Origin of the sequence: Phenylobacterium sp. NIBR 498073 (assembly GCF_027286305.1) — a bacterium.
GTDB lineage: Bacteria > Pseudomonadota > Alphaproteobacteria > Caulobacterales > Caulobacteraceae > Phenylobacterium.
Map to the genome: position 1 here is coordinate 473,909 of NZ_CP114599.1, position 17,066 is coordinate 490,974.

General features: G+C 69.2%; 16 protein-coding genes. 10 read left to right on the forward strand and 6 right to left on the reverse strand.

All coding sequences use genetic code 11. From position 1 onward, the window contains the following. Window positions 1-19: 19 nt before the first annotated feature. From O4N75_RS02410 to mmcB, 5 genes are all read left to right on the forward strand, one after another. The gene (locus O4N75_RS02410; protein WP_269627802.1) at window positions 20-1,150 is read left to right on the forward strand and encodes a ferritin-like domain-containing protein; all 1,131 of its coding nucleotides are present in this window, start codon (window positions 20-22) and stop codon (window positions 1,148-1,150) included. A 340-nt stretch (window positions 1,151-1,490) separates the two neighbouring features. Next, window positions 1,491-1,814 (forward strand): YnfA family protein, encoded by a 324-nt coding sequence (locus tag O4N75_RS02415; protein WP_269627803.1) that lies wholly within the window; start codon window positions 1,491-1,493, stop codon window positions 1,812-1,814. A 126-nt stretch (window positions 1,815-1,940) separates the two neighbouring features. Further along, the gene (locus O4N75_RS02420; RefSeq protein WP_269627804.1) at window positions 1,941-3,071 is read left to right on the forward strand and encodes a ferritin-like domain-containing protein; all 1,131 of its coding nucleotides are present in this window, start codon (window positions 1,941-1,943) and stop codon (window positions 3,069-3,071) included. Window positions 3,072-3,171: 100 nt separating this feature from the next. Then, window positions 3,172-3,693 (forward strand): lipocalin family protein, encoded by a 522-nt coding sequence (locus tag O4N75_RS02425; protein ID WP_269627805.1) that lies wholly within the window; start codon window positions 3,172-3,174, stop codon window positions 3,691-3,693. Between the two features lie 41 nt (window positions 3,694-3,734). Beyond that, a complete protein-coding gene (gene mmcB / locus O4N75_RS02430) occupies window positions 3,735-4,190 on the forward strand; it encodes a DNA repair putative endonuclease MmcB (protein WP_269627806.1) in 456 nt (151 codons plus the stop codon). Window positions 4,191-4,202: 12 nt separating this feature from the next. Here mmcB and O4N75_RS02435 read toward each other — a convergent pair whose 3' ends face one another. Together O4N75_RS02435 and O4N75_RS02440 are read right to left on the reverse strand one after the other, a co-directional pair. Next, the gene (locus tag O4N75_RS02435) at window positions 4,203-4,760 is read right to left on the reverse strand and encodes an ActR/PrrA/RegA family redox response regulator transcription factor (RefSeq protein ID WP_267234263.1); all 558 of its coding nucleotides are present in this window, start codon (window positions 4,758-4,760) and stop codon (window positions 4,203-4,205) included. An 81-nt stretch (window positions 4,761-4,841) separates the two neighbouring features. Then, complete coding sequence (locus tag O4N75_RS02440; protein ID WP_348649517.1) at window positions 4,842-6,263, reverse strand: ActS/PrrB/RegB family redox-sensitive histidine kinase; 1,422 nt, start codon at window positions 6,261-6,263, stop codon at window positions 4,842-4,844. 51 nt (window positions 6,264-6,314) lie between these two features. Between O4N75_RS02440 and O4N75_RS02445 the strand changes: the two genes are divergently transcribed. Continuing rightward, window positions 6,315-6,920 carry an SCO family protein gene (locus O4N75_RS02445; RefSeq protein WP_269627807.1) on the forward strand — a complete coding sequence of 202 codons (606 nt, stop codon included), beginning with the start codon at window positions 6,315-6,317 and terminating at the stop codon, window positions 6,918-6,920. Here the strand turns inward: O4N75_RS02445 and O4N75_RS02450 are convergent. Then, the gene (locus O4N75_RS02450; protein WP_269627808.1) at window positions 6,917-8,185 is read right to left on the reverse strand and encodes an RNA polymerase sigma factor; all 1,269 of its coding nucleotides are present in this window, start codon (window positions 8,183-8,185) and stop codon (window positions 6,917-6,919) included. The genes O4N75_RS02445 and O4N75_RS02450 overlap by 4 nt on opposite strands. Further along, window positions 8,182-8,574, reverse strand: a complete 393-nt coding sequence (locus tag O4N75_RS02455) for a YciI family protein (RefSeq protein WP_267234435.1) — start codon at window positions 8,572-8,574, stop codon at window positions 8,182-8,184. Before O4N75_RS02455 ends, O4N75_RS02450 begins: the two co-directional genes overlap by 4 nt. A gap of 226 nt (window positions 8,575-8,800) precedes the next feature. Here O4N75_RS02455 and phaZ point away from each other — a divergent pair, with 226 nt between their 5' ends. The 3 genes from phaZ (at window position 8,801) to O4N75_RS02470 (ending at window position 11,889) form a co-directional block, all read left to right on the forward strand. Beyond that, a complete protein-coding gene (phaZ, locus tag O4N75_RS02460; protein WP_269627809.1) occupies window positions 8,801-10,072 on the forward strand; it encodes a polyhydroxyalkanoate depolymerase in 1,272 nt (423 codons plus the stop codon). A gap of 9 nt (window positions 10,073-10,081) precedes the next feature. Then, window positions 10,082-10,819 (forward strand): SprT family zinc-dependent metalloprotease, encoded by a 738-nt coding sequence (locus O4N75_RS02465; protein ID WP_269627810.1) that lies wholly within the window; start codon window positions 10,082-10,084, stop codon window positions 10,817-10,819. Between the two features lie 170 nt (window positions 10,820-10,989). Further along, the gene (locus tag O4N75_RS02470) at window positions 10,990-11,889 is read left to right on the forward strand and encodes a dienelactone hydrolase family protein (protein WP_269627811.1); all 900 of its coding nucleotides are present in this window, start codon (window positions 10,990-10,992) and stop codon (window positions 11,887-11,889) included. Window positions 11,890-11,901: 12 nt separating this feature from the next. Here the strand turns inward: O4N75_RS02470 and O4N75_RS02475 are convergent, their stop codons facing one another. After that, window positions 11,902-13,035, reverse strand: a complete 1,134-nt coding sequence (locus O4N75_RS02475; protein WP_269627812.1) for a serine hydrolase domain-containing protein — start codon at window positions 13,033-13,035, stop codon at window positions 11,902-11,904. A gap of 189 nt (window positions 13,036-13,224) precedes the next feature. Between O4N75_RS02475 and O4N75_RS02480 the strand changes: the two genes are divergently transcribed. Further along, on the forward strand, window positions 13,225-15,063 hold the full coding sequence (locus tag O4N75_RS02480) for a PBP1A family penicillin-binding protein (protein WP_269627813.1): 1,839 nt from the start codon (window positions 13,225-13,227) through the stop codon (window positions 15,061-15,063). Here the strand turns inward: O4N75_RS02480 and O4N75_RS02485 are convergent, their stop codons facing one another. Beyond that, a complete protein-coding gene (locus O4N75_RS02485; protein ID WP_269627814.1) occupies window positions 15,064-17,031 on the reverse strand; it encodes a penicillin-binding protein 1A in 1,968 nt (655 codons plus the stop codon). Between the last annotated feature and the right edge of the window lie 35 nt (window positions 17,032-17,066).

A 17,066-nucleotide genomic window follows, 5' to 3' on the forward strand; every position in this document is an offset into this window, starting at 1 on the left:
TTGTCAGGAGGAAGAGCCGATGGCCGCCGACGGCAACATCACCAAGGACATCATCTACGACGCCGTCGCGCCCGACGACTTCGAGTCGATGCTGGAGCTGGACCGCTACAACGCGCGCTCCACCGCCTTCGACAAGATCATCTCGGCCACCCACGATCACTTCTGGGATCCGCTCGACAAGAAGTACATCGACTTCGACGAGCCGTTCGACATGGAGAACGAGCCCCTCCTGCCGGAGGACATGATCATCTCGCTGTCGACCGACTACGTGTCGAACCACCTGTCGGACCCGAAGACCCGCACCCGGTTCATCAACCAGTCGACCCTGCGCTCGTTCTCGTCGATCCTGCACGGCGAGCAGGGCGCGCTGAACCTGTCGGCCAGCCTCTGCCACGTCCTGAAGGACCAGGGCGCGCAGGAATACGCCGCCAACCAGACCCGCGAAGAAGCCCGGCACGTCACGGCCTTCGCCAAGTACATCAAGGCCCGCTGGGGCCGTCCGGTCGAGTGCGGCCCCACCCTGAAGACCCTGCTGGTCGACATCATCGGCAGCCCTGAGGTCTACAAGAAGATCATCGGCATGCAGATGCTGGTCGAAGGCCTGGCCATGGGCGCCTTCGCCACCTTCTTCAACAACATCCGCGACCCGATGGGGAAGAAGCTTCTCCAGCTGGTGATGACCGACGAGGCCTTCCACCACAAGTTCGGGAAGATCTGGGCCGACCGCACCATCCCGCACCTGACCGAGGCCGAGCACGAGATCATCGAGACCTGGGCGGCGCATTGCTTCCAGACCCTGCTGTTCAACCTGGTCTCGCCCAGCCAGCAGCGCGACCTCTATGAGGAGTTCGGCCTCGATCCGGACCGCGTGATCGCCGAAATGGCCGAAATGGTCACCGACGAGACCCGCCGCGAGAACATGAAGGAGCAGACCAACATCTTCCGGGTGCTCGTGAAGACCCTGCTCAACGCCGGCATCATCACCGACCGCACCAAGGCCTTCTATGCGATGTACGTCGACATCGAGGAACTGAAGGGCGAGGGCGACCGGATGGTCGGCGACGACATCGCCGAGGAGGGCATCAAGTACCTCCAGGAGATCAACTTCAAGGACCGCCTGGCGGGCACGATCTCGATCGCGGCGGAATAACAAGCGACCCGCACAGTCGCGTGTATGAGCGGCGCTCCGGCTTCGGCTGGAGCGCCGTTTTCGTTTTGGGACGACGACATTCGGTTCCTCATGTCCTGGGGGAGGTTAGTCGTCCTCTCAGTCAGCCGTCGGCTGACAGCTCCCCAGCGGGGGAGCATCTCTCCAGTGTCATCCCGGTTTGCGAAGCAAGACCGGGACCTATTCGCGCCTGAGCTCACCTAGATGGCGCAGCCGAGCCGCATCCTGCGCCATCCGGTGTTCATGGGTCCCGGTCTTCGGCTGCGCCGAAACCGGGAGGACACCGGTTGTGCTTGGCGAGGCGATGCGGCCATCTCCCCCCATGACCGCGCTCATCTACATCGCCGCCGCCGCCGCCGAAATCGCCGGGTGCTTTTCGTTCTGGATGTGGCTGCGCGAGGGCAAGCCGGTCTGGTGGATCGCGCCCGGTATCGCCAGCCTGATCGCCTTCGCCTGGCTGCTGACCCTGGTGGACGCGGCGGCGGCAGGGCGGGCCTATGCGGCCTATGGCGGGATCTATGTCGCCGCCTCGCTGGTCTGGCTGCTGGCGGTGGAGGGCGTGCGGCCCGACCGTTGGGATCTGATCGGGGCGGCGGTATGCATCGTCGGGGCCGGGATCATCCTGCTGGGGCCCCGCACCGCTTAGGTTCGCGGCCTAGCTGATCAGCGATCATTACAAATTTGACGGGTGCGTCATTTTCCTTTGACGCTCCGAACCATCGGTGTTGGAGTTTCGTCCAAAGCTCGGGATCAGAGCCAAGGGAGAGACGTCATGGCCGCTGACGGCAACATCACCAAGGACATCCTCTACGACGCCGTCGCGCCCGACGACTTCGAGTCGATGCTCGACCTCGACCGCTACAACAACCGCTCGAGCGCCTTCGACAAGATCATCTCGGCCACCCACGACCATTTCTGGGACCCGCTGGACCCCAAGTACATCGACTTCTCCGCGCCGTGGGACATGCAGAGCCAGCCGCTGGTCAGCGAGGACCTGAACGTCGCGCTGCACACCGACTATGTGAAGGCCAAGCTGAACACGCCCGAACTGCGGGCGCAGTTCGTCAACAAGTCGCTGCTCTATTCGTTCTCGTCGATCCTGCACGGCGAGCAGGGGGCGCTGAACCTGTCGGCCAGCCTGTGCCACGTGCTGCTGGACCAGGGCGCGCAGGAGTACGCCGCCAACCAGACCCGCGAGGAGGCGCGCCACGTCACCGCCTTCGCCAAGTACATCAAGGCCCGCTGGGGCCGGCCGATCCAGTGCAGCAAGGTGCTGCAGGACCTGCTGGTCGACATCATCGCCAGCCCGGAGGTCTATAAGAAGATCATCGGCATGCAGATGCTGGTCGAAGGGCTCGCGATGGGCGCCTTCGCCACCTTCTATCAGAAGCTCAACGACCCGCTTGGCCGCCAGCTGATGCAGCTGGTGATGACCGACGAGGCCTTCCACCACAAATTCGGGAAGATCTGGGCCGATCGGACGATCCCGAAGCTGTCGGAAGCCGAGCACGCCATCGTCGAGGACTGGGCCGCGCACTGCTTCCAGATCCTGCTGTTCAACCTGGTCTCGCCCAGCGAGCAGACCGCGCTCTACGAGGAGTTCGGGCTCGATCCGGCCAAGGTGCTGGAGGAGATCCAGGCGATCGCCACCGACGAGGTGCGGCGCGAGGACATGAAGGAAAGCACCAACATCTTCCGGGTGCTGATCAAGACACTGCTGAACGCCGGAATCATCACCGACCGCACGCGCGCCTTCTACGGCATGTATGTCGACATGGAGGAGCTGAAGGCCGAGGGCGACCGCATGGTCGGCGACGACATCGCCGAGGAGGGGATCAAGTACCTCCAGAAGATCAACTTCAAGGACCGCATCGCCGCCAACGTGACCTTGGCGGCGGAGTAGACGCAGCGCCCCGGAAGCGCCAAATTCTGCGTTGATACTACATGAAGGCCCGCGGGAGATTCCGCGGGCCTTACCAATTCAACCGAGCCCCACCTCTGCTATGCGCGCACTCGCCACCCTGGTCCTCGCCTTCGCCCTCGTCGGAGGCTCCGCCCTGGCGGCGCCGGCCCCGCCGACCCAGAAGATCGAGCTGACCAAGATGATGGGCCGCTGGTACGAGGTCGCGCGGCTGCCCAACAAGATCCAGACCGGTTGCCAGGGCGGCACTTCCGACTGGCAGCGGGTCTCCGACGGATTTGCGGTGGTGCAGGCCTGTCACAAGGGCTCGCTGTCGGCCCCGGTCACCGAATGGAAGGCCAAGGCCAAGGTCCTCGACACCCGCACCAACGCCAAGCTGCAGATGACCTTCTTCAACGGCCTGGTGCGGCAGGAATACTGGGTGCTCGACCACCGCGCCGACCAGGGCTGGCTGATCCTCGGCACGCCGGGCGGCCGTTCGGTGTGGCTGATGTCGCAGCGCCCGACCCTGCCGCCGGGCGTGAAGAGCCAGGCGGTCGGCCGCCTCAAGCAGCTTGGCTACGACGTCGGGCGGCTGGAGTTCCCGCAGCCGGCCCGCAACTGACGAGCCTTGCGCCCCGAACGAAACCGGAACATGGTTTCGGCATGGACGTCGCCATCGTCACCATCACGCGGCCGGAGATCACCGCCAACGTCACCCGCGGGGCCGTGCGGCTGCTGGTCGATCTCGGCTATGCGCCGCTGGCGGAGGTCACCCTGCCCAACGGCCGGCGCGCCGACCTGATGGCGCTGTCGCCCAAGGGCGAACTGGCGATCATCGAGGTGAAGTCGGGGATCGAGGACTATCGCGTCGATCGCAAGTGGCATGAGTACCTGCCCTTTTGCGACCGCTTCGCCTTCGCCGTGGCGCCGGAGTTTCCACAGCACATCCTGCCGGAGGAGCCGGGGCTGATCGTCTGCGACGGCTTCGGCGGGGCGGTGCTGCGCGAGGCGCCGGCCACGCCGCTGGCACCGGCCCGGCGCAAGGCCCTGACCATCGCCTTCGCACGGCTGGCGGCGATGCGGGCGATGGGGGTGGCGGCGACCGAGCTCGGCGCGTGACGGGCGCGGCCCCTAGCGCGGCGCGCGCTTGGCCAGGATCCGCTGCAGGGTGCGGCGGTGCATGTTCAGCCGCCGGGCGGTTTCCGAGACGTTGTGGCCGCAGAGCTCGTAGACCCGCTGAATGTGCTCCCAACGGACGCGGTCGGCGCTCATCGGGTTTTCCGGCGGGGCCGGGGCTTCGTCCTTGCGGGCCAGCAGGGCGCGGGCGACGTCGTCGGCGTCGGCCGGCTTGGAGAGGTAGTCGATGGCGCCCGACTTCACCGCGGCGACCGCGGTGGCGATGTTGCCGTAGCCGGTCAGCATGACGACCTTGGCGTCGGGGCGCGCCTCGCGCACCGCCTCCACCACCTTCAGCCCGGTGCCGTCCTCCAGCCGCATGTCGAGCACGGCGTAGGCGGGGGGACTGGCCTTCACCGCGGCCAGGGCCTCGGCGACGCTGCCGACTAGAACGATCTCGAATCCGCGTTGCTCGAGCGCCCGGCCGAGCCGTGTGCGCAGCGGCGCATCGTCATCCAGGACAAGCAGGCTCCTGTCGGGCAGGGCGGCGATATCGGCGGAGAGATCGGTCATGCGCAACCTCCGATAGGGGCGTTCTGATCACCCGCCTCCTGCGGCATCATGTCGCTGCTTGTCGCAGCTTCGCAAGTGTCTTCACGCGGGCGGCGGCCTCACTTCGATACGCGCGCGAGGCCACTTGGCCGCAACGACGGCTCCGCGCGGCCTGCCGTTCTGAAAAGTCACTGTGGCCCCGGTTCGTTCCAGCAGGGTCTTGGCGATGAAGAAGCCGAGTCCCATGCCGACATGGCCGGTGCGGCCGCCGGCGACGCCGGGGCGGCTGGTGACATAGGGCTCGCCGAGCTTGGCGAGCACCTCCGGGGCGAAGCCCGGGCCGTCGTCGCGGACCTGGACGCTGATGGTGTCGGCGTCAAAGCGGACGGTGACCAGCACCTCCGAGGCGGCGAAGTCGACGGCGTTCTCGACGAACGAGGTCATGGCGTGCAGCACCTCGGGCATGCGCCAGATGTCCGGGGCGGCGACGCCGGGCGCGCCGGAGACGATGGCCTCGACCCGCACGCCCTTCACCTCGGCCTGGGGCTCGATCACCTCGTGGACCAGCTGCAGCAGGCTCATCCGCTCGTGCACCTCGTCGGAGGCGGCGGCGGGGGCGTCGGTCAGCCGCTTGAGGATTTCGCCGCAACGCTCGGCCTGGGCGATCAGCAGGTCGGCGTCTTCCTTGACGCTGGGGGTCGGGGCCTCACGGGCCAGCTCCTTGGAAACGATGGAGATGGTCGCCAGCGGCGTGCCCAGTTCGTGGGCGGCGGCCGCCGCCAGGGCGCCGAGGGCCGAGAGCCGCTGCTCGCGGGCCAGCACCGCCTGGGTGACGTCGAGCGCCAGGGCCATGCGCGATGACTCCTCGGCCGCCTGGCGCACGGTGCCGGCGATGACCACGATCCCGGCGACGTTGGCCATGGCCGCCCCGATCATGAAAGCGGTGGGCAGTTCGGTGAAGGAGCCGTTCAGCGACGGCAGCGGCCCGTGCACGAAGGCCAGCAGCAGCGAGGCGGCGATGGCCAGCCCGGCCAGCAGATTCACCCAGCGCGGGGCCAGGGTCGCCGCGCCGAGGGTCACCGGGGCCAGCACCATCAGGATGAAGGGATTGGCGGCGCCGCCGGTCAAGTACAGCAGCAGCGAGATCTGGCCGATGTCGAAGCCGAGCTGGGCGACCGCCTCCCAGCCGCCGATCAGCCGCTGGCCGGGCCAGGCGACGCCGGTCAGCAGATTGACCCAGGCCGCCGCGCCGATGACGGTGAAGCAGAGCGTGTAGGGGGCCTCGAAGCCGAGCACGAGCCCGACCAGGGCGAAGATCAGCAGCTCGCCTGCGATGATCATCCAGCGCAGGGTGACCAGGGTGCGCATCCGCAGCCGCCCGCCATGTGCGCCGGCCAGACTCCAGTCCTCGGCCCCCCAACCGGCCGCGCCGAGGTCGGCGACGCCTTGCGCAGGGTCGGCGGTTTGCCTATCGAGACCGGGCGACGGCTGCGACGGCGACGGGTTCCGTATGGACGCCATCATGCTGCGAGCATCGCCCCTAACGCCGCGCCTGACGAGCCCCAAAGGTCAACCATGTCCCGCCGCAATCTCATCCTTGTCGCCGCCTGTGTGGTCGGTCTGATCCTGATGGGCGCGCTCGCCTGGCGGGCGGGCGTCTTCGACGGACAGCGCGCAGGCGGGTCGAGCTCCGGAACGGCTCTGGTCGGCGGCCCGTTCCAGCTGGTCGACCAGAACGGCAAGCCGGTGGACGAGAAAATCCTCAAGGGCAAGTGGTCGGCGGTGTTCTTCGGCTTCACCTACTGCCCCGACGTCTGCCCGACGACCATGCAGGTGCTGGGCGCGGCCCAGCAGCAGCTGGGCCCCAAGGCCGACAAGTTCCAGGTGGTGTTCATCTCGGTCGACCCGGAGCGCGACACCCCCGAGCAGATCAAGACCTACCTCTCCAACGAGGTGTTCCCGAAGGGGACCATCGGGCTGACCGGCACGCCCGAGCAGGTGGCCGCCGCGGCCAAGGCCTATCGGGTCTATTACAAGAAGAACGGCGAAGGTTCGGACTACCTGATCGACCACTCGACCCCGGCCTATCTGATGAACCCCAAGGGCCAGTTCGACCGCGTGCTGCCCTATGGCATCTCGCCTGAGGAGACGACCCGCCAGATCGCCGACGCGATGCGCTAGGGACTGGCCGCCGCCTCGTCGGCGCGGCGGCGCAGCAGGTCGCGTTCGCGGCGGTTTTCGGCCAGGGCGAGGGCGGCCTCGAAAGCCGCACGGGCCTCGTCCCGCCGGCCGAGCTTGAGCAACAGGTCGCCGCGGACGCTGGGCAGCAGATGGTAGGCCGCCAGCGCCGGCTCGCCCGCCAGGCGCTCGACCAGGGCCAGCCCCGCAGCCGGGCCCTGGGCCATGCCGACGGCGATGGCGCGGTTCAGCTCGACGACCGGCGAGGGGGCGACGGCGGCCAGCCGCCCATAGAGGGCGGCGATCTGCGGCCAGTCGGTCTCGGTCGCCTCTGCCGCTCGGGCGTGGCAGGCGACGATGGAGGCCTGCAGGACGTAGGGCCCGTCGGCGGCGCCCAGCGCCAGGGCGCGGGCCAGGGCGACGAGCCCGCGGCGGATCTGCAGCTGGTCCCAGCGGCGGCGATCCTGGTCAAGCAACAGGATCGGATCGCCGTCCGGACCGATGCGCGCGGCCGCCCGCGAAGCGTTGAGCTCCATGAGCGCCAGCAGACCATGGGCCTCCGGCTCCTGCGGGGCCACGGCGATCAGCACCCGGGCCAGGCGCAGCGCCTCGTTGCAGAGCTGTGGGCGCAGCCAGTCCTCGCCACGGGCGGCGGTGTAGCCCTCGTTGAAGATCAGGTAGACGACCTCCAGCACCGAGCCGAGCCGCTGTGACAGCTCCTCGCCGCGGGGCGTCTCGTAGGCGAGGCCCGACTCCGACAGCGTCCGCTTGGCTCGCACGATCCGCTGGCCGATGGTCGCCTCCGGCAGCAGGAAGGCGCGGGCGATCTCGGCGGTGGTCAGGCCGCAGACCATCCGCAGCGCCAGGGCGGCGCGGGCCTCGCGGGGCAGCCGCGGGTGGCAGGCGGTGAACACCAGCCGCAGCATCTCGTCGCCGATGTCGTCATCGAGGGGGGCGTCGAGGTCGGGCATGGCCTGCTGCTCGCTCTCCAGCTCGTGGGCGACCATGGCGTGCTTGCGGGCCAGCATCGTCCGGCGGCGCAGGTGGTCGAGCGCGCGGCGCTTGGCGCTCGCCATCAGCCAGGCGCCGGGACGTTCGGGCACGCCGGTCTGCGGCCAGCGTTCGAGCGCGGCGACCAGGGCTTCCTGGGTCAGTTCCTCGGCCAGAGGCACATCGCGCAGCATCCTCGCCAACCCGGTGATCAGGCGTGGCTGTTCGACCCGCCAGGCGGCGAGGATCGCGCGATGGGTGTCGACCTCGCGCGTCAAGCGCGGGCCGGCGCCTGGATCTGGCAGGCGGCTTCGAAGTCTTCCGTCGCCATGGGACGGATCTCGCAAGTTCCCTCCCAGCCGGGCATGTAGTCGATGTGCATCTGCATGAAGTTCATGGCCGAGGCGACCGCCTCTTCCTTGTTCTGCATGTCGAAGATCGCGTAGCCGCCGATCATTTCCTTGGCCTCGACAAATGGCCCGTCGATCAGGTTGAGCTTGCCGGCTTTCAGCGCGACGCGGGCGCCCATCTGCATCGGCATCAGTCCGCCTGTGTCGATCATGCGCCCGGCCTTGATCTCCTCGTTGGCCAGCTTGTCCATCGCTTCCATGAACTCAGGCGACGGGGGGCTCGTATCGGCGGACGTGATGATGAACATGAAACGCATGGGAATCCTCCTCTGCGGGCCGGGGCGAGGAACGCCCGCGAGTCCACCCGCTACATGGGATCGACGAACCGGGCGCCGCCAGATCGACAGGCGAGCTCGAAAAAGTCGCAAAAATCGTCCGATCAGGCGAGCTTGAGCGTGATTTCCCTGGCTGGCTGCGGCATCAACGCTGGACTCGCTTAACCACCGCCGTGTTATGCTGCGCCGCAGCAAAGAGGACTCGGCGATGCTCTACACGCTCTATGAGGCCGGCTACTACGCCACCACCCCGCTGCGCTGGGCCGCGCGGGCCACGAGGGATTTCTGGTCCTCGCCGCTGAATCCGGCAAAGGACAGCGAGCTCGGCCGGCGGCTGTTCGCCGGGTCGGACCTGTTCGCCAACCTGACGCGCCGCTACGGCCGACCGGCCTGGAACATCGATTCCGTCCAGATCGAGGGCGAGACCGTGCGCGTGCGTCCGACCGAGGTCTGGTCGACCCCGTGGGTGAAACTCGTCCACTTCAACCGCGACATGGCCGACATGCGCCGGGCCGGTCGCCGCGAACTGGAGCCGGCGGTGCTGATCGTCGCGCCGCTGTCGGGCCACTACGCGACCCTGCTGCGCGGCACGGCTGAGGCCTTCCTGCAGGACCACGAAGTGTTCATCACCGACTGGTCCAACGCCCGCGACGTGCCGGTGATGGAGGGCCGCTTCGACTTCCACGACTATGTCGACCATGTCCGCGACATGCTGCGCCAGCTGGGCCCGCGCCCGCACGTGGTCGCCGTCTGCCAGCCGGGCCCCGCGGTGCTGGCCGCCGCCGCGCTGATGGCCGAGGACGGCGAGGAGTGCCGCCCCGGGACCATGACCATCATGGGTTCGCCGATCGATGCGCGGTTGTCGCCGACGGTGACCAACAAGCTGGCCGAGGAAAAGCCGTTCGCCTGGTTCAAGTCGACGATGATCGACACCGTGCCGGCCCCCTATCCGGGCATGGGGCGGCGGGTCTATCCGGGCTTCGTGCAGCTCTACTCGTTCATGTCGATGAACGCCGAAAAGCACCAGGATGCGCATCTGCGCTACCTGGAGGACCTGATGAAGGGCGACGGCGACGCGGCCGAGAAGCACCTGGAGTTCTACGATGAGTACCTGTCGGTCCTCGACCTGACCGAGGAGTTCTATCTCCAGACCATCGACTACGTGTTCCAGCAGTACCTGCTGCCGAAGGGCGAGCTGGTGCATCGCGGCCGGCCGGTCCAGCCGGGCTCGATCAACGACATCGGCCTGCTGACCGTCGAGGGCGAGAACGACGACATCTCCGGTATCGGCCAGACCCAGGCGGCGCATGCGCTGTGCACCGGGCTCTCGGACGATTTCAAGGAGGACTACGTGCAGCCGCATGTGGGCCACTACGGCGTGTTCAACGGCCGCCGGTTCCGCGAGGAGATCTATCCGCGGGTGCGGGCGTTCATCCGCCGCATGGAAGGCGCTCTCGAAAAGGCCCGCGACGCAGCTTAAGTTGGCGTCATGAGTATCTTCGGCCGTTCGCTTGCGGACGGCGACCGGCTGGATGTCGCCGGCGCCACGGTTCGCCTGAAGGTTCACGCCCGTGCGCGGCGTATTTCCCTGCGGCTCGATCGCACCAAGCGCGAGATCATCGCCACCGCGCCCAGTCAGCGCCGCTTGCCCGAGGCGGCCGCCTTTGCGCGCGACCGCGCCTCGTGGATCGCCGAGCGACTGGCCGAACTGCCGCAGAGCCAGGCCATCGCGCCGGGGATGACGATCAGCCTGTTCGGCCAGCCCTGCCGGCTCGAGGCCAGCGACAAGCCGGCGCGGTTGCATCCCGCCGAGGGCGATGCGCCGCTGCGGATCAGCGCCCGCGGCGAGGGCGAGGTTTACGCCAACGCGGTGATCCGGATCATCAAGCGCCAGGCGCTGGCGGTGTTCACCGAGCGCACGGCGTTCCACTGCGCGCGACTGGGGGCCAAGCTGCCCAGCGTCACCATGATGGACGCGCGCGCCCGCTGGGGCTCGTGCCGGCCGGGTCTGCCGGGCAAGCCGGCGGCGATCCGCTATTCCTGGCGGCTAGCGCTCGCCCCCTACGACGTGGCCGACTATGTCGCCGCGCACGAGTGCGCGCATCTGCTGGAGCTGAACCACGGTCCGAAGTTCTGGGCCCATGTCAGCGCCCTGGTCGGCGACGAGCGGCCGCATCGCGCCTGGCTGCGGGCCGAGGGCGCGCGGCTGCACGCGTTCGGACGGTAGGGCGCCCGCCGAATGGCGACGCCTCGCTGCTAGCCCGCCCCAGGCGAGGCTGCTTACCCGGCGCATAACGTTCCACCGCGCGCCGTTCTGACAGTTCTGAGGTGTTTTCCAGCGGGACATGAGGGCGCGGGGGGATGGTCCCGCGGCGGCGGTGGCCGAAGGTGGCGGCGATGTCGCACGAGTCCAAACGCCGCTTCCGCCTGGGCAGCCTCGTCAAGCTGCTGCTGCTGCTGGCGGCCGGAGCTGTCGCGCTGCTAGTCGCGGCGGCGGTCGCCGCCTATGTCTGGAAGGGCTCGCACCCCTCGTTCCTGGCCCAGCAGCCGCGCGCGGCGCATGCGAAGTTCATGGCGGCGGGTCTGAAGTTGCACGCTCCGCCCGGTCGAGGCCCGTTCCCGACGGTGCTGCTGATCCCTGGCTGCGGCGGCATCCGCGGCGCCCGCGGCCCCAATCCGATCATGGACGAATATGCGCAGTCGGCGCTGCAGGCCGGCTGGGCGGCGGCGATCCTCGACAGCTACGGCCCTCGCGGCTGGGACCCGGACTGGGCGCGCCGTCGGGTCTGCGCCGGGGCGCGGCTGCAGGGACTGTTCCGCACCGCCGACATCCTGGCCGGCCTGGACCTGCTGGCCAAGGACCCGCGTGTCGACCACGGCCACGTGCGCGTCGCCGGCTGGAGCCATGGCGGCTGGGCGCTCGGCGACCTGGTCACCCTTCATGGCGACGCGGACTTCCAGCGGACCATGGCCGGGGTCGAGGCGATCCGCCTGACCTATCCATTTTGCGCGCCGCCGGCCCGCGGCGGTCGCCGCGACTGGACCTGGAGCGGCGGCGTCGACCTGGTGTTGGCCGAGGGCGACGTCGTCCAGCCCCCGGCCGGCTGCACGCCGCTGATCGAGCGCGCCGAGGCCGCTGGGGGCAAGGTCAGCGTCACCATGGTTCCCGGCGTCACGCACGCCTTTGACGAGCGGGTCCAGACCCCGCAATCGGCCTTCCGCTTCGACCCCGCCGCCACCGCCCAGATCCATCGGCAGTTCATCGACTGGCTGCGGACCCCGGCCCCGCCACGCTAGGGCGGGCGCCGCCTATTGCGCGTAGACCGCCCGCTCAAGCGCCTCGAACGCCGCCAGCATGCCGGGATCGCCGAAGGGCAGGAACTGGCCGCAAAGCACGCCGGCCACGCCGCTGGCCGGGTCGGCCCAGTAGTAGCAGTTGGCGAGGCCGCCCCAGGCCAGGCTGCCGGCCCGGCGCATGCCGGGGACGTCGGCCTCGTTGCGCAGGAAGCCCAGCGTCCAGGTCTTGGGCGTGCCGGGCAGGGGACGGAAGTCGTGGCTGATCGGCGCCATGGCGGTGTCCAGGTCGCCTGCCGGCATGGCGCTGTCGGCGTCGCGCAGCCAGCGGAGGGTCCTTGGTCCCAGCACGCCGCCGCCGTCCTCGGCGATCACCGCGCGCAGGAACTTCAGGTAGTCGGGCGCCGTGGAGCGCAGGCCGCCGCCGCCGTAGTAGACCGGCGACGCCGGCAGGTGCGGCGCAGGGACGAAGGCGCCGTCAGGCGTTCGATGGTGCATCCCGGCTGCGCGGGCCTCCAACTCGGGCGTGGCGACGAAGGCGGTGTCGGTCATGCCGAGCGGACCGGTGACGTGCTCGGCGACATAGGCGTCGAGACCCTGGCCGGCGGCCTGCTCGACCAGCCAGCCTACCGCGTCGATGCCGATGCCGTACTGCCAGCCGTCGCCAGGATCGAAGGCCAGCACCGGCGCGCTGGGCGCGCTTTCCATCAGGCTGGCGCCCGCTGAGGCGTAGTAGCGGGCGAGGTCGGCGTGGAAGAAATCGTAGGCCAGGCCCGAGGTGTGGGTCAGCAGGCGGCGAAGCGTCAGCGGCGTGCTGGCCGGGCGCAGGCGGGGCGCGCCGTCGGCATCGAAGCCCTCCAGCACCTGCGGGGAGGCCAGGTTCGGCAACCGTTCGCCGACCGGCGCGTCCAGGTCGAGCACTCCGCGCTCGACCAATTGCAGCGCCGCCGCCGAGGTGATCGCCTTGGTGCAGGAGGCGATCCAGAAGGTGTCGTCCGGTCTCATCGCTGACGGGTCCGCCGCGCCGCGGACGCCCGCGGCATGGAAGCTGTCGGTCCCGTCGGGGTGAGCGATGGCGGCGGTAAGCCCCGGGGCTGCGCCATTGGCGACCGCCTCATCAAGCAGCGCCTGTATCGTCTGCGAACCCATGCTTCTCCCCTGGCGTGCCGGGCCCCTTCCGAGGCTCTCGTCGCCTGCCAGCGACACCCATGAACGCGAGGCTGTCAACATGACGAGCAAGGACAAGATTACCGCGAATTATCTTGGAACCGCCGCAATGGCGCGGGACAAGGCGGCAGCGGCCGCCGATCGCCAGCCGTTCCCCGGAGCTCCTGAACCTTGCTTGCCCTCGCCGCCGCCGCGTCGCTGTCGCTGACCGCGCCCGAACTGCCGCCCCTGCCGCCGATCAAGCGCGAGGCGCAGGTGGTTTATGTCGACCGCGCCGGCGCGGTGCTGGGCGTGCGCGGCGGCCGCTATGGTCCGCCGGTCGACATCGCCAAGCTGCCGCCCCACGTGTCGGCCGCCTTCATCGCCATCGAGGACCGCCGCTTCTACGAACACACCGGGTTCGATGCGATCGGCATCGCCCGGGCCATCGTCGCCAACGCCGAGCAGGGCCGCGCCGCGCAGGGCGCCTCGACCATCACCCAGCAGCTGGCCCGCAACCTCTTCCTCAGCGCCGACCAGACCATGGAGCGCAAGGCCAAGGAGGTGATGTACGCCGTCCAGCTGGAGCGGACCTATTCCAAAAAGCAGATTCTCGGCCTCTATCTGAGCCGGGTCTATTTCGGCTCGGGCGCCTACGGGATCGAGCAGGCCTCGCGCCGCTATTTCGGCAAGAGCGCCGCCAAGCTGAGTGTGCGGGAAGCTGCGACCCTGGCCGGGGTGCTGAAGTCGCCGACCAAGTACAATCCGATCGAGCAGCCGGCCAACGCCGCGGCCCGCGCCGATCTGGTGCTGGCGGCCATGGTCGAGACCGGCGCGATCACGCCGGCCCAGCGCAAGCAGGCCATGGCCCAGCCGCTGAAGCTGGCCGGCGGCGCCTACAGCGCTTCGGCCAACTACTTCATCGATTGGCTGGACGGTCAGCGCCGCCGTCTGGTTGGCGCGCCCAAGCAAGACGTCATCGTCGAGACCACCCTGGACGCCGGGCTGGAGGCCGCCGCCGCCGCCCAGACCCGCGCCGTGGTCGAGCGCTACAAGGCCCAGGGGGTCAGCCAGGCCGCGCTGGTGGCGCTGGACGGGCAGGGGCGGGTGCGGGCGATGGTCGGCGGCGTCGACTACGCCGCTGCGCCCTACAACCGCGCGGTCACCGCCAAGCGGCAGGCAGGCTCGGCCTGGAAGCCGTTCGTCTACCTCACCGCGCTGGAGGCGGGGCGGACGCCGGACATGGCGGTGATAGACGAGCCGATCACCATCGGGACCTGGTCGCCGCAGAACTACAGCAACACCTACGCCGGGGCCCTGACCCTGGAGCAGGCGGTGGCGCAGTCGACCAACACCGTGGCCGTGCGGCTGGCCGACGAGGTCGGGCGCGGCAATGTGGCGGCGACCGCCAAGCGGCTGGGCGTGGCCTCGGCCGTGAACACCGACCCGGCCATGGCGCTGGGCACCAGCCTCGTCTCGCCGCTGGAGATGGCCCAGGCCTATGGCGCGTTCTCGAACGGTGGCAATCGAGTGCAGGCCTATGGCATCGAGCGCATCCGCACGGTCGGTGGCCAGGTGCTCTATCAGCGCAAGGCGGCCTCGGCGGCGAACGTAATCGGCAATCCGGCGCTCAGCGACCTCAACCGCATGCTGCGCGGCGTGGTCGCCGCCGGCACCGGGACCCGCGCCAAGATCCCGGGTTACGACATCGCCGGCAAGACCGGCACGACCAGCGACTACAAGGACGCCTGGTTCGCCGGCTACAGCGGCGGCTTCACGACCGTCGTCTGGATGGGCAACGACAGCGGCGCGCCGATGAAGCGGGTGACCGGCGGCGGGGCCCCGGCCGAGCTGTGGCGCGGCTTCATGGTCACGGCGCTGAAGCGCGGCCCCTCCCAGGCGATCCCCTACGGCCCGCCGGCGGCCGCGCCGCCGCCGCTTCCGGAGACGATCGAAACCCTGCTGGAGGATGCGCCCGAACCGGCGCCGGCCACGACCACGGCCGAAGTGATCGATGAGCCGCCGATCTAGCTAGAACGGAGGGTCGTCGGTCGGGGCCTTCGGCTGCGGGGCCTGCGGCTGGGGCGCCGGCTGGCCGCCGACCCCGATGGCGTCGGCGATGCCGTCGACCAGGTCGCCGATCGGATCGCTGGGGGCGGGCGGCTCGTAGGTGCCGCCGGGAATGGCCTGGACCTTCAGGCGCGGCAGGGCCTGGCCCATGAACTCGCGCCAGATGACTGCCGGGGCTCCGCCGCCGGTCACCCGCTTCATCGGCTTGTTGTCGTCCTTGCCGACCCAGACCGCGGCGACGAAGCCGCCGGTGTAGCCGACGAACCAGGCGTCGCGGTAATCGCTGGTGGTGCCGGTCTTGCCGGCCAGATCGTAGCCGGGGACCTTGGCGCGGGTTCCGGTGCCGCTGGCCACCACCTGGCGCATCATCTGGTTCATGTACTGAAGGGCCGGCGTGCCGATGACCTGGGTGCGCTCGGTCCTCTCGACGCTGTGGTCGTAGAGGATCTTGCCGCTGGCGGTGCGTATGCGCTGGATTCCGTAGCCCTTGGCCAGGAACCCGCCGTTGGCGAACGGGGCGTAGGCCTGGGCCATTTCCATCGGGCTGACCTCGACCGCGCCGAGCGCCATCGAGGGATCGAGCTGGATGTGCGAATTGATGCCGAGCCGGCGGGCGGCGGCGGCGACGTTGCCGGTGCCGACCTCGTTGGCCAGCCGCGCGGCGACGGTGTTGATCGACTGGGCCAGCGCCGTCTGCAGCGTCATCGGCCCGCGAAAGTCGCCCGTGTAGTTGCGCGGCTCCCAATTGCCGATCTTGATCGGCTCGTCGACGACCATGTCGGCCGGGGTGCGCCCGGCCTCCATCGCCGCCAGATAGACGAACGGCTTGAACGCCGAGCCCGCCTGGCGGCGGGCCGTGGTGGCGCGGTCGAACTGGCTGTCGTTGTAGTTGGCCCCGCCGACATAGGCCCGGATGCGGCCCTCGCCGTCGATGGCGACCAGCGCGCCCTGGCCGATGCCCTGGCTCTTGCCGGCCTCGACGCCCTTGCGCAGCGCCTGCTCGGCGGCGGTTTGGATCGGCAGGTCCAGGGTGGTCTCGACCACCAGGTCCTCGGTCGGCTCGCCGACCAGGCTGCGGACCTGGTCGTCGACCCAATCGGTGAAGTACTGCGCTCGCTGGTTGGCGAGCGTCGGGTTGACCCGCACCGGGGTCTTGAAGGCCGCGTCGCGCTCGGCCTCGGTGATGGCGCCGGTGCGGACCATCTCATCGAGCACGATGGTGGCGCGGCGCTCGGCGCGGTCGGTGGCCGAGACCGGCGAATAGCGGCTGGGACCCTTCATCATGCCGGCCAGCAGGGCGCTTTCGCCGAGGGTCAGCTGCGAGGCCGGCTTGCCGAAATAGCGTTGCGAGGCGGCCTCGATCCCATAGGCGCCGCCGCCGAAATAGACCCGGTTCAGATAGAGAGAAAGAATCTCCTTCTTGGAGAACTTGGCCTCCAGCCACATGGCCAGGATCAGCTCCTGGGCCTTGCGCCGATAGTTCTGGCTGGGCGTCAGGAACAGGTTGCGCGCCAGCTGCTGGGTGATGGTCGAGCCGCCGCGCAGCGGCCCGCCCTTGTTCTGCATGTTGTAGATCTGCGAGCGCAGGATGCCCCACGGGTTGAAGCCCGGGTGCCAGTAGAACCAGCGGTCCTCGATGGCGATGAACGCCTTCGGCACGTAGGGCGGCAGGGAATCGAGGTCGACCGGCGGGGTGTTCTGGCTGCCGCGCACGGCGACGAGCGCGCCGGACTGGTCGAGATAGGAGACCGACGGCGCGCGGGTGACGTCGTTGAGCTTGGAGGTGTCGGGCAGGTCGACCGCGAACACGGCGAAGAAGGCGACCACGAAGATCAGCCCCCACACGCCCAGGACAGCCGTCCAGTAGAGGAGCGCCTGCAACGGGGTACGCTGGGCCGGCCGGCGAGGGCCCGGTCCTGACTTGGCCATGTGTCGTCCTAAAGAGTTCGCCGATTGCCCGCCCC

Coding starts and splice junctions, on each gene's coding strand:
- O4N75_RS02410 (WP_269627802.1), top strand. CDS start 20: ATGGCCGCCGACGGCAACATCACCAAGGACATCATCTACGACGCCGTC.
- O4N75_RS02415 (WP_269627803.1), top strand. CDS start 1,491: ATGACCGCGCTCATCTACATCGCCGCCGCCGCCGCCGAAATCGCCGGG.
- O4N75_RS02420 (WP_269627804.1), top strand. CDS start 1,941: ATGGCCGCTGACGGCAACATCACCAAGGACATCCTCTACGACGCCGTC.
- O4N75_RS02425 (WP_269627805.1), top strand. CDS start 3,172: ATGCGCGCACTCGCCACCCTGGTCCTCGCCTTCGCCCTCGTCGGAGGC.
- mmcB (WP_269627806.1), top strand. CDS start 3,735: ATGGACGTCGCCATCGTCACCATCACGCGGCCGGAGATCACCGCCAAC.
- O4N75_RS02435 (WP_267234263.1), bottom strand. CDS start 4,760: ATGACCGATCTCTCCGCCGATATCGCCGCCCTGCCCGACAGGAGCCTG.
- O4N75_RS02440 (WP_348649517.1), bottom strand. CDS start 6,263: ATGATGGCGTCCATACGGAACCCGTCGCCGTCGCAGCCGTCGCCCGGT.
- O4N75_RS02445 (WP_269627807.1), top strand. CDS start 6,315: ATGTCCCGCCGCAATCTCATCCTTGTCGCCGCCTGTGTGGTCGGTCTG.
- O4N75_RS02455 (WP_267234435.1), bottom strand. CDS start 8,574: ATGCGTTTCATGTTCATCATCACGTCCGCCGATACGAGCCCCCCGTCG.
- phaZ (WP_269627809.1), top strand. CDS start 8,801: ATGCTCTACACGCTCTATGAGGCCGGCTACTACGCCACCACCCCGCTG.
- O4N75_RS02465 (WP_269627810.1), top strand. CDS start 10,082: ATGAGTATCTTCGGCCGTTCGCTTGCGGACGGCGACCGGCTGGATGTC.
- O4N75_RS02470 (WP_269627811.1), top strand. CDS start 10,990: ATGTCGCACGAGTCCAAACGCCGCTTCCGCCTGGGCAGCCTCGTCAAG.
- O4N75_RS02475 (WP_269627812.1), bottom strand. CDS start 13,035: ATGGGTTCGCAGACGATACAGGCGCTGCTTGATGAGGCGGTCGCCAAT.
- O4N75_RS02485 (WP_269627814.1), bottom strand. CDS start 17,031: ATGGCCAAGTCAGGACCGGGCCCTCGCCGGCCGGCCCAGCGTACCCCG.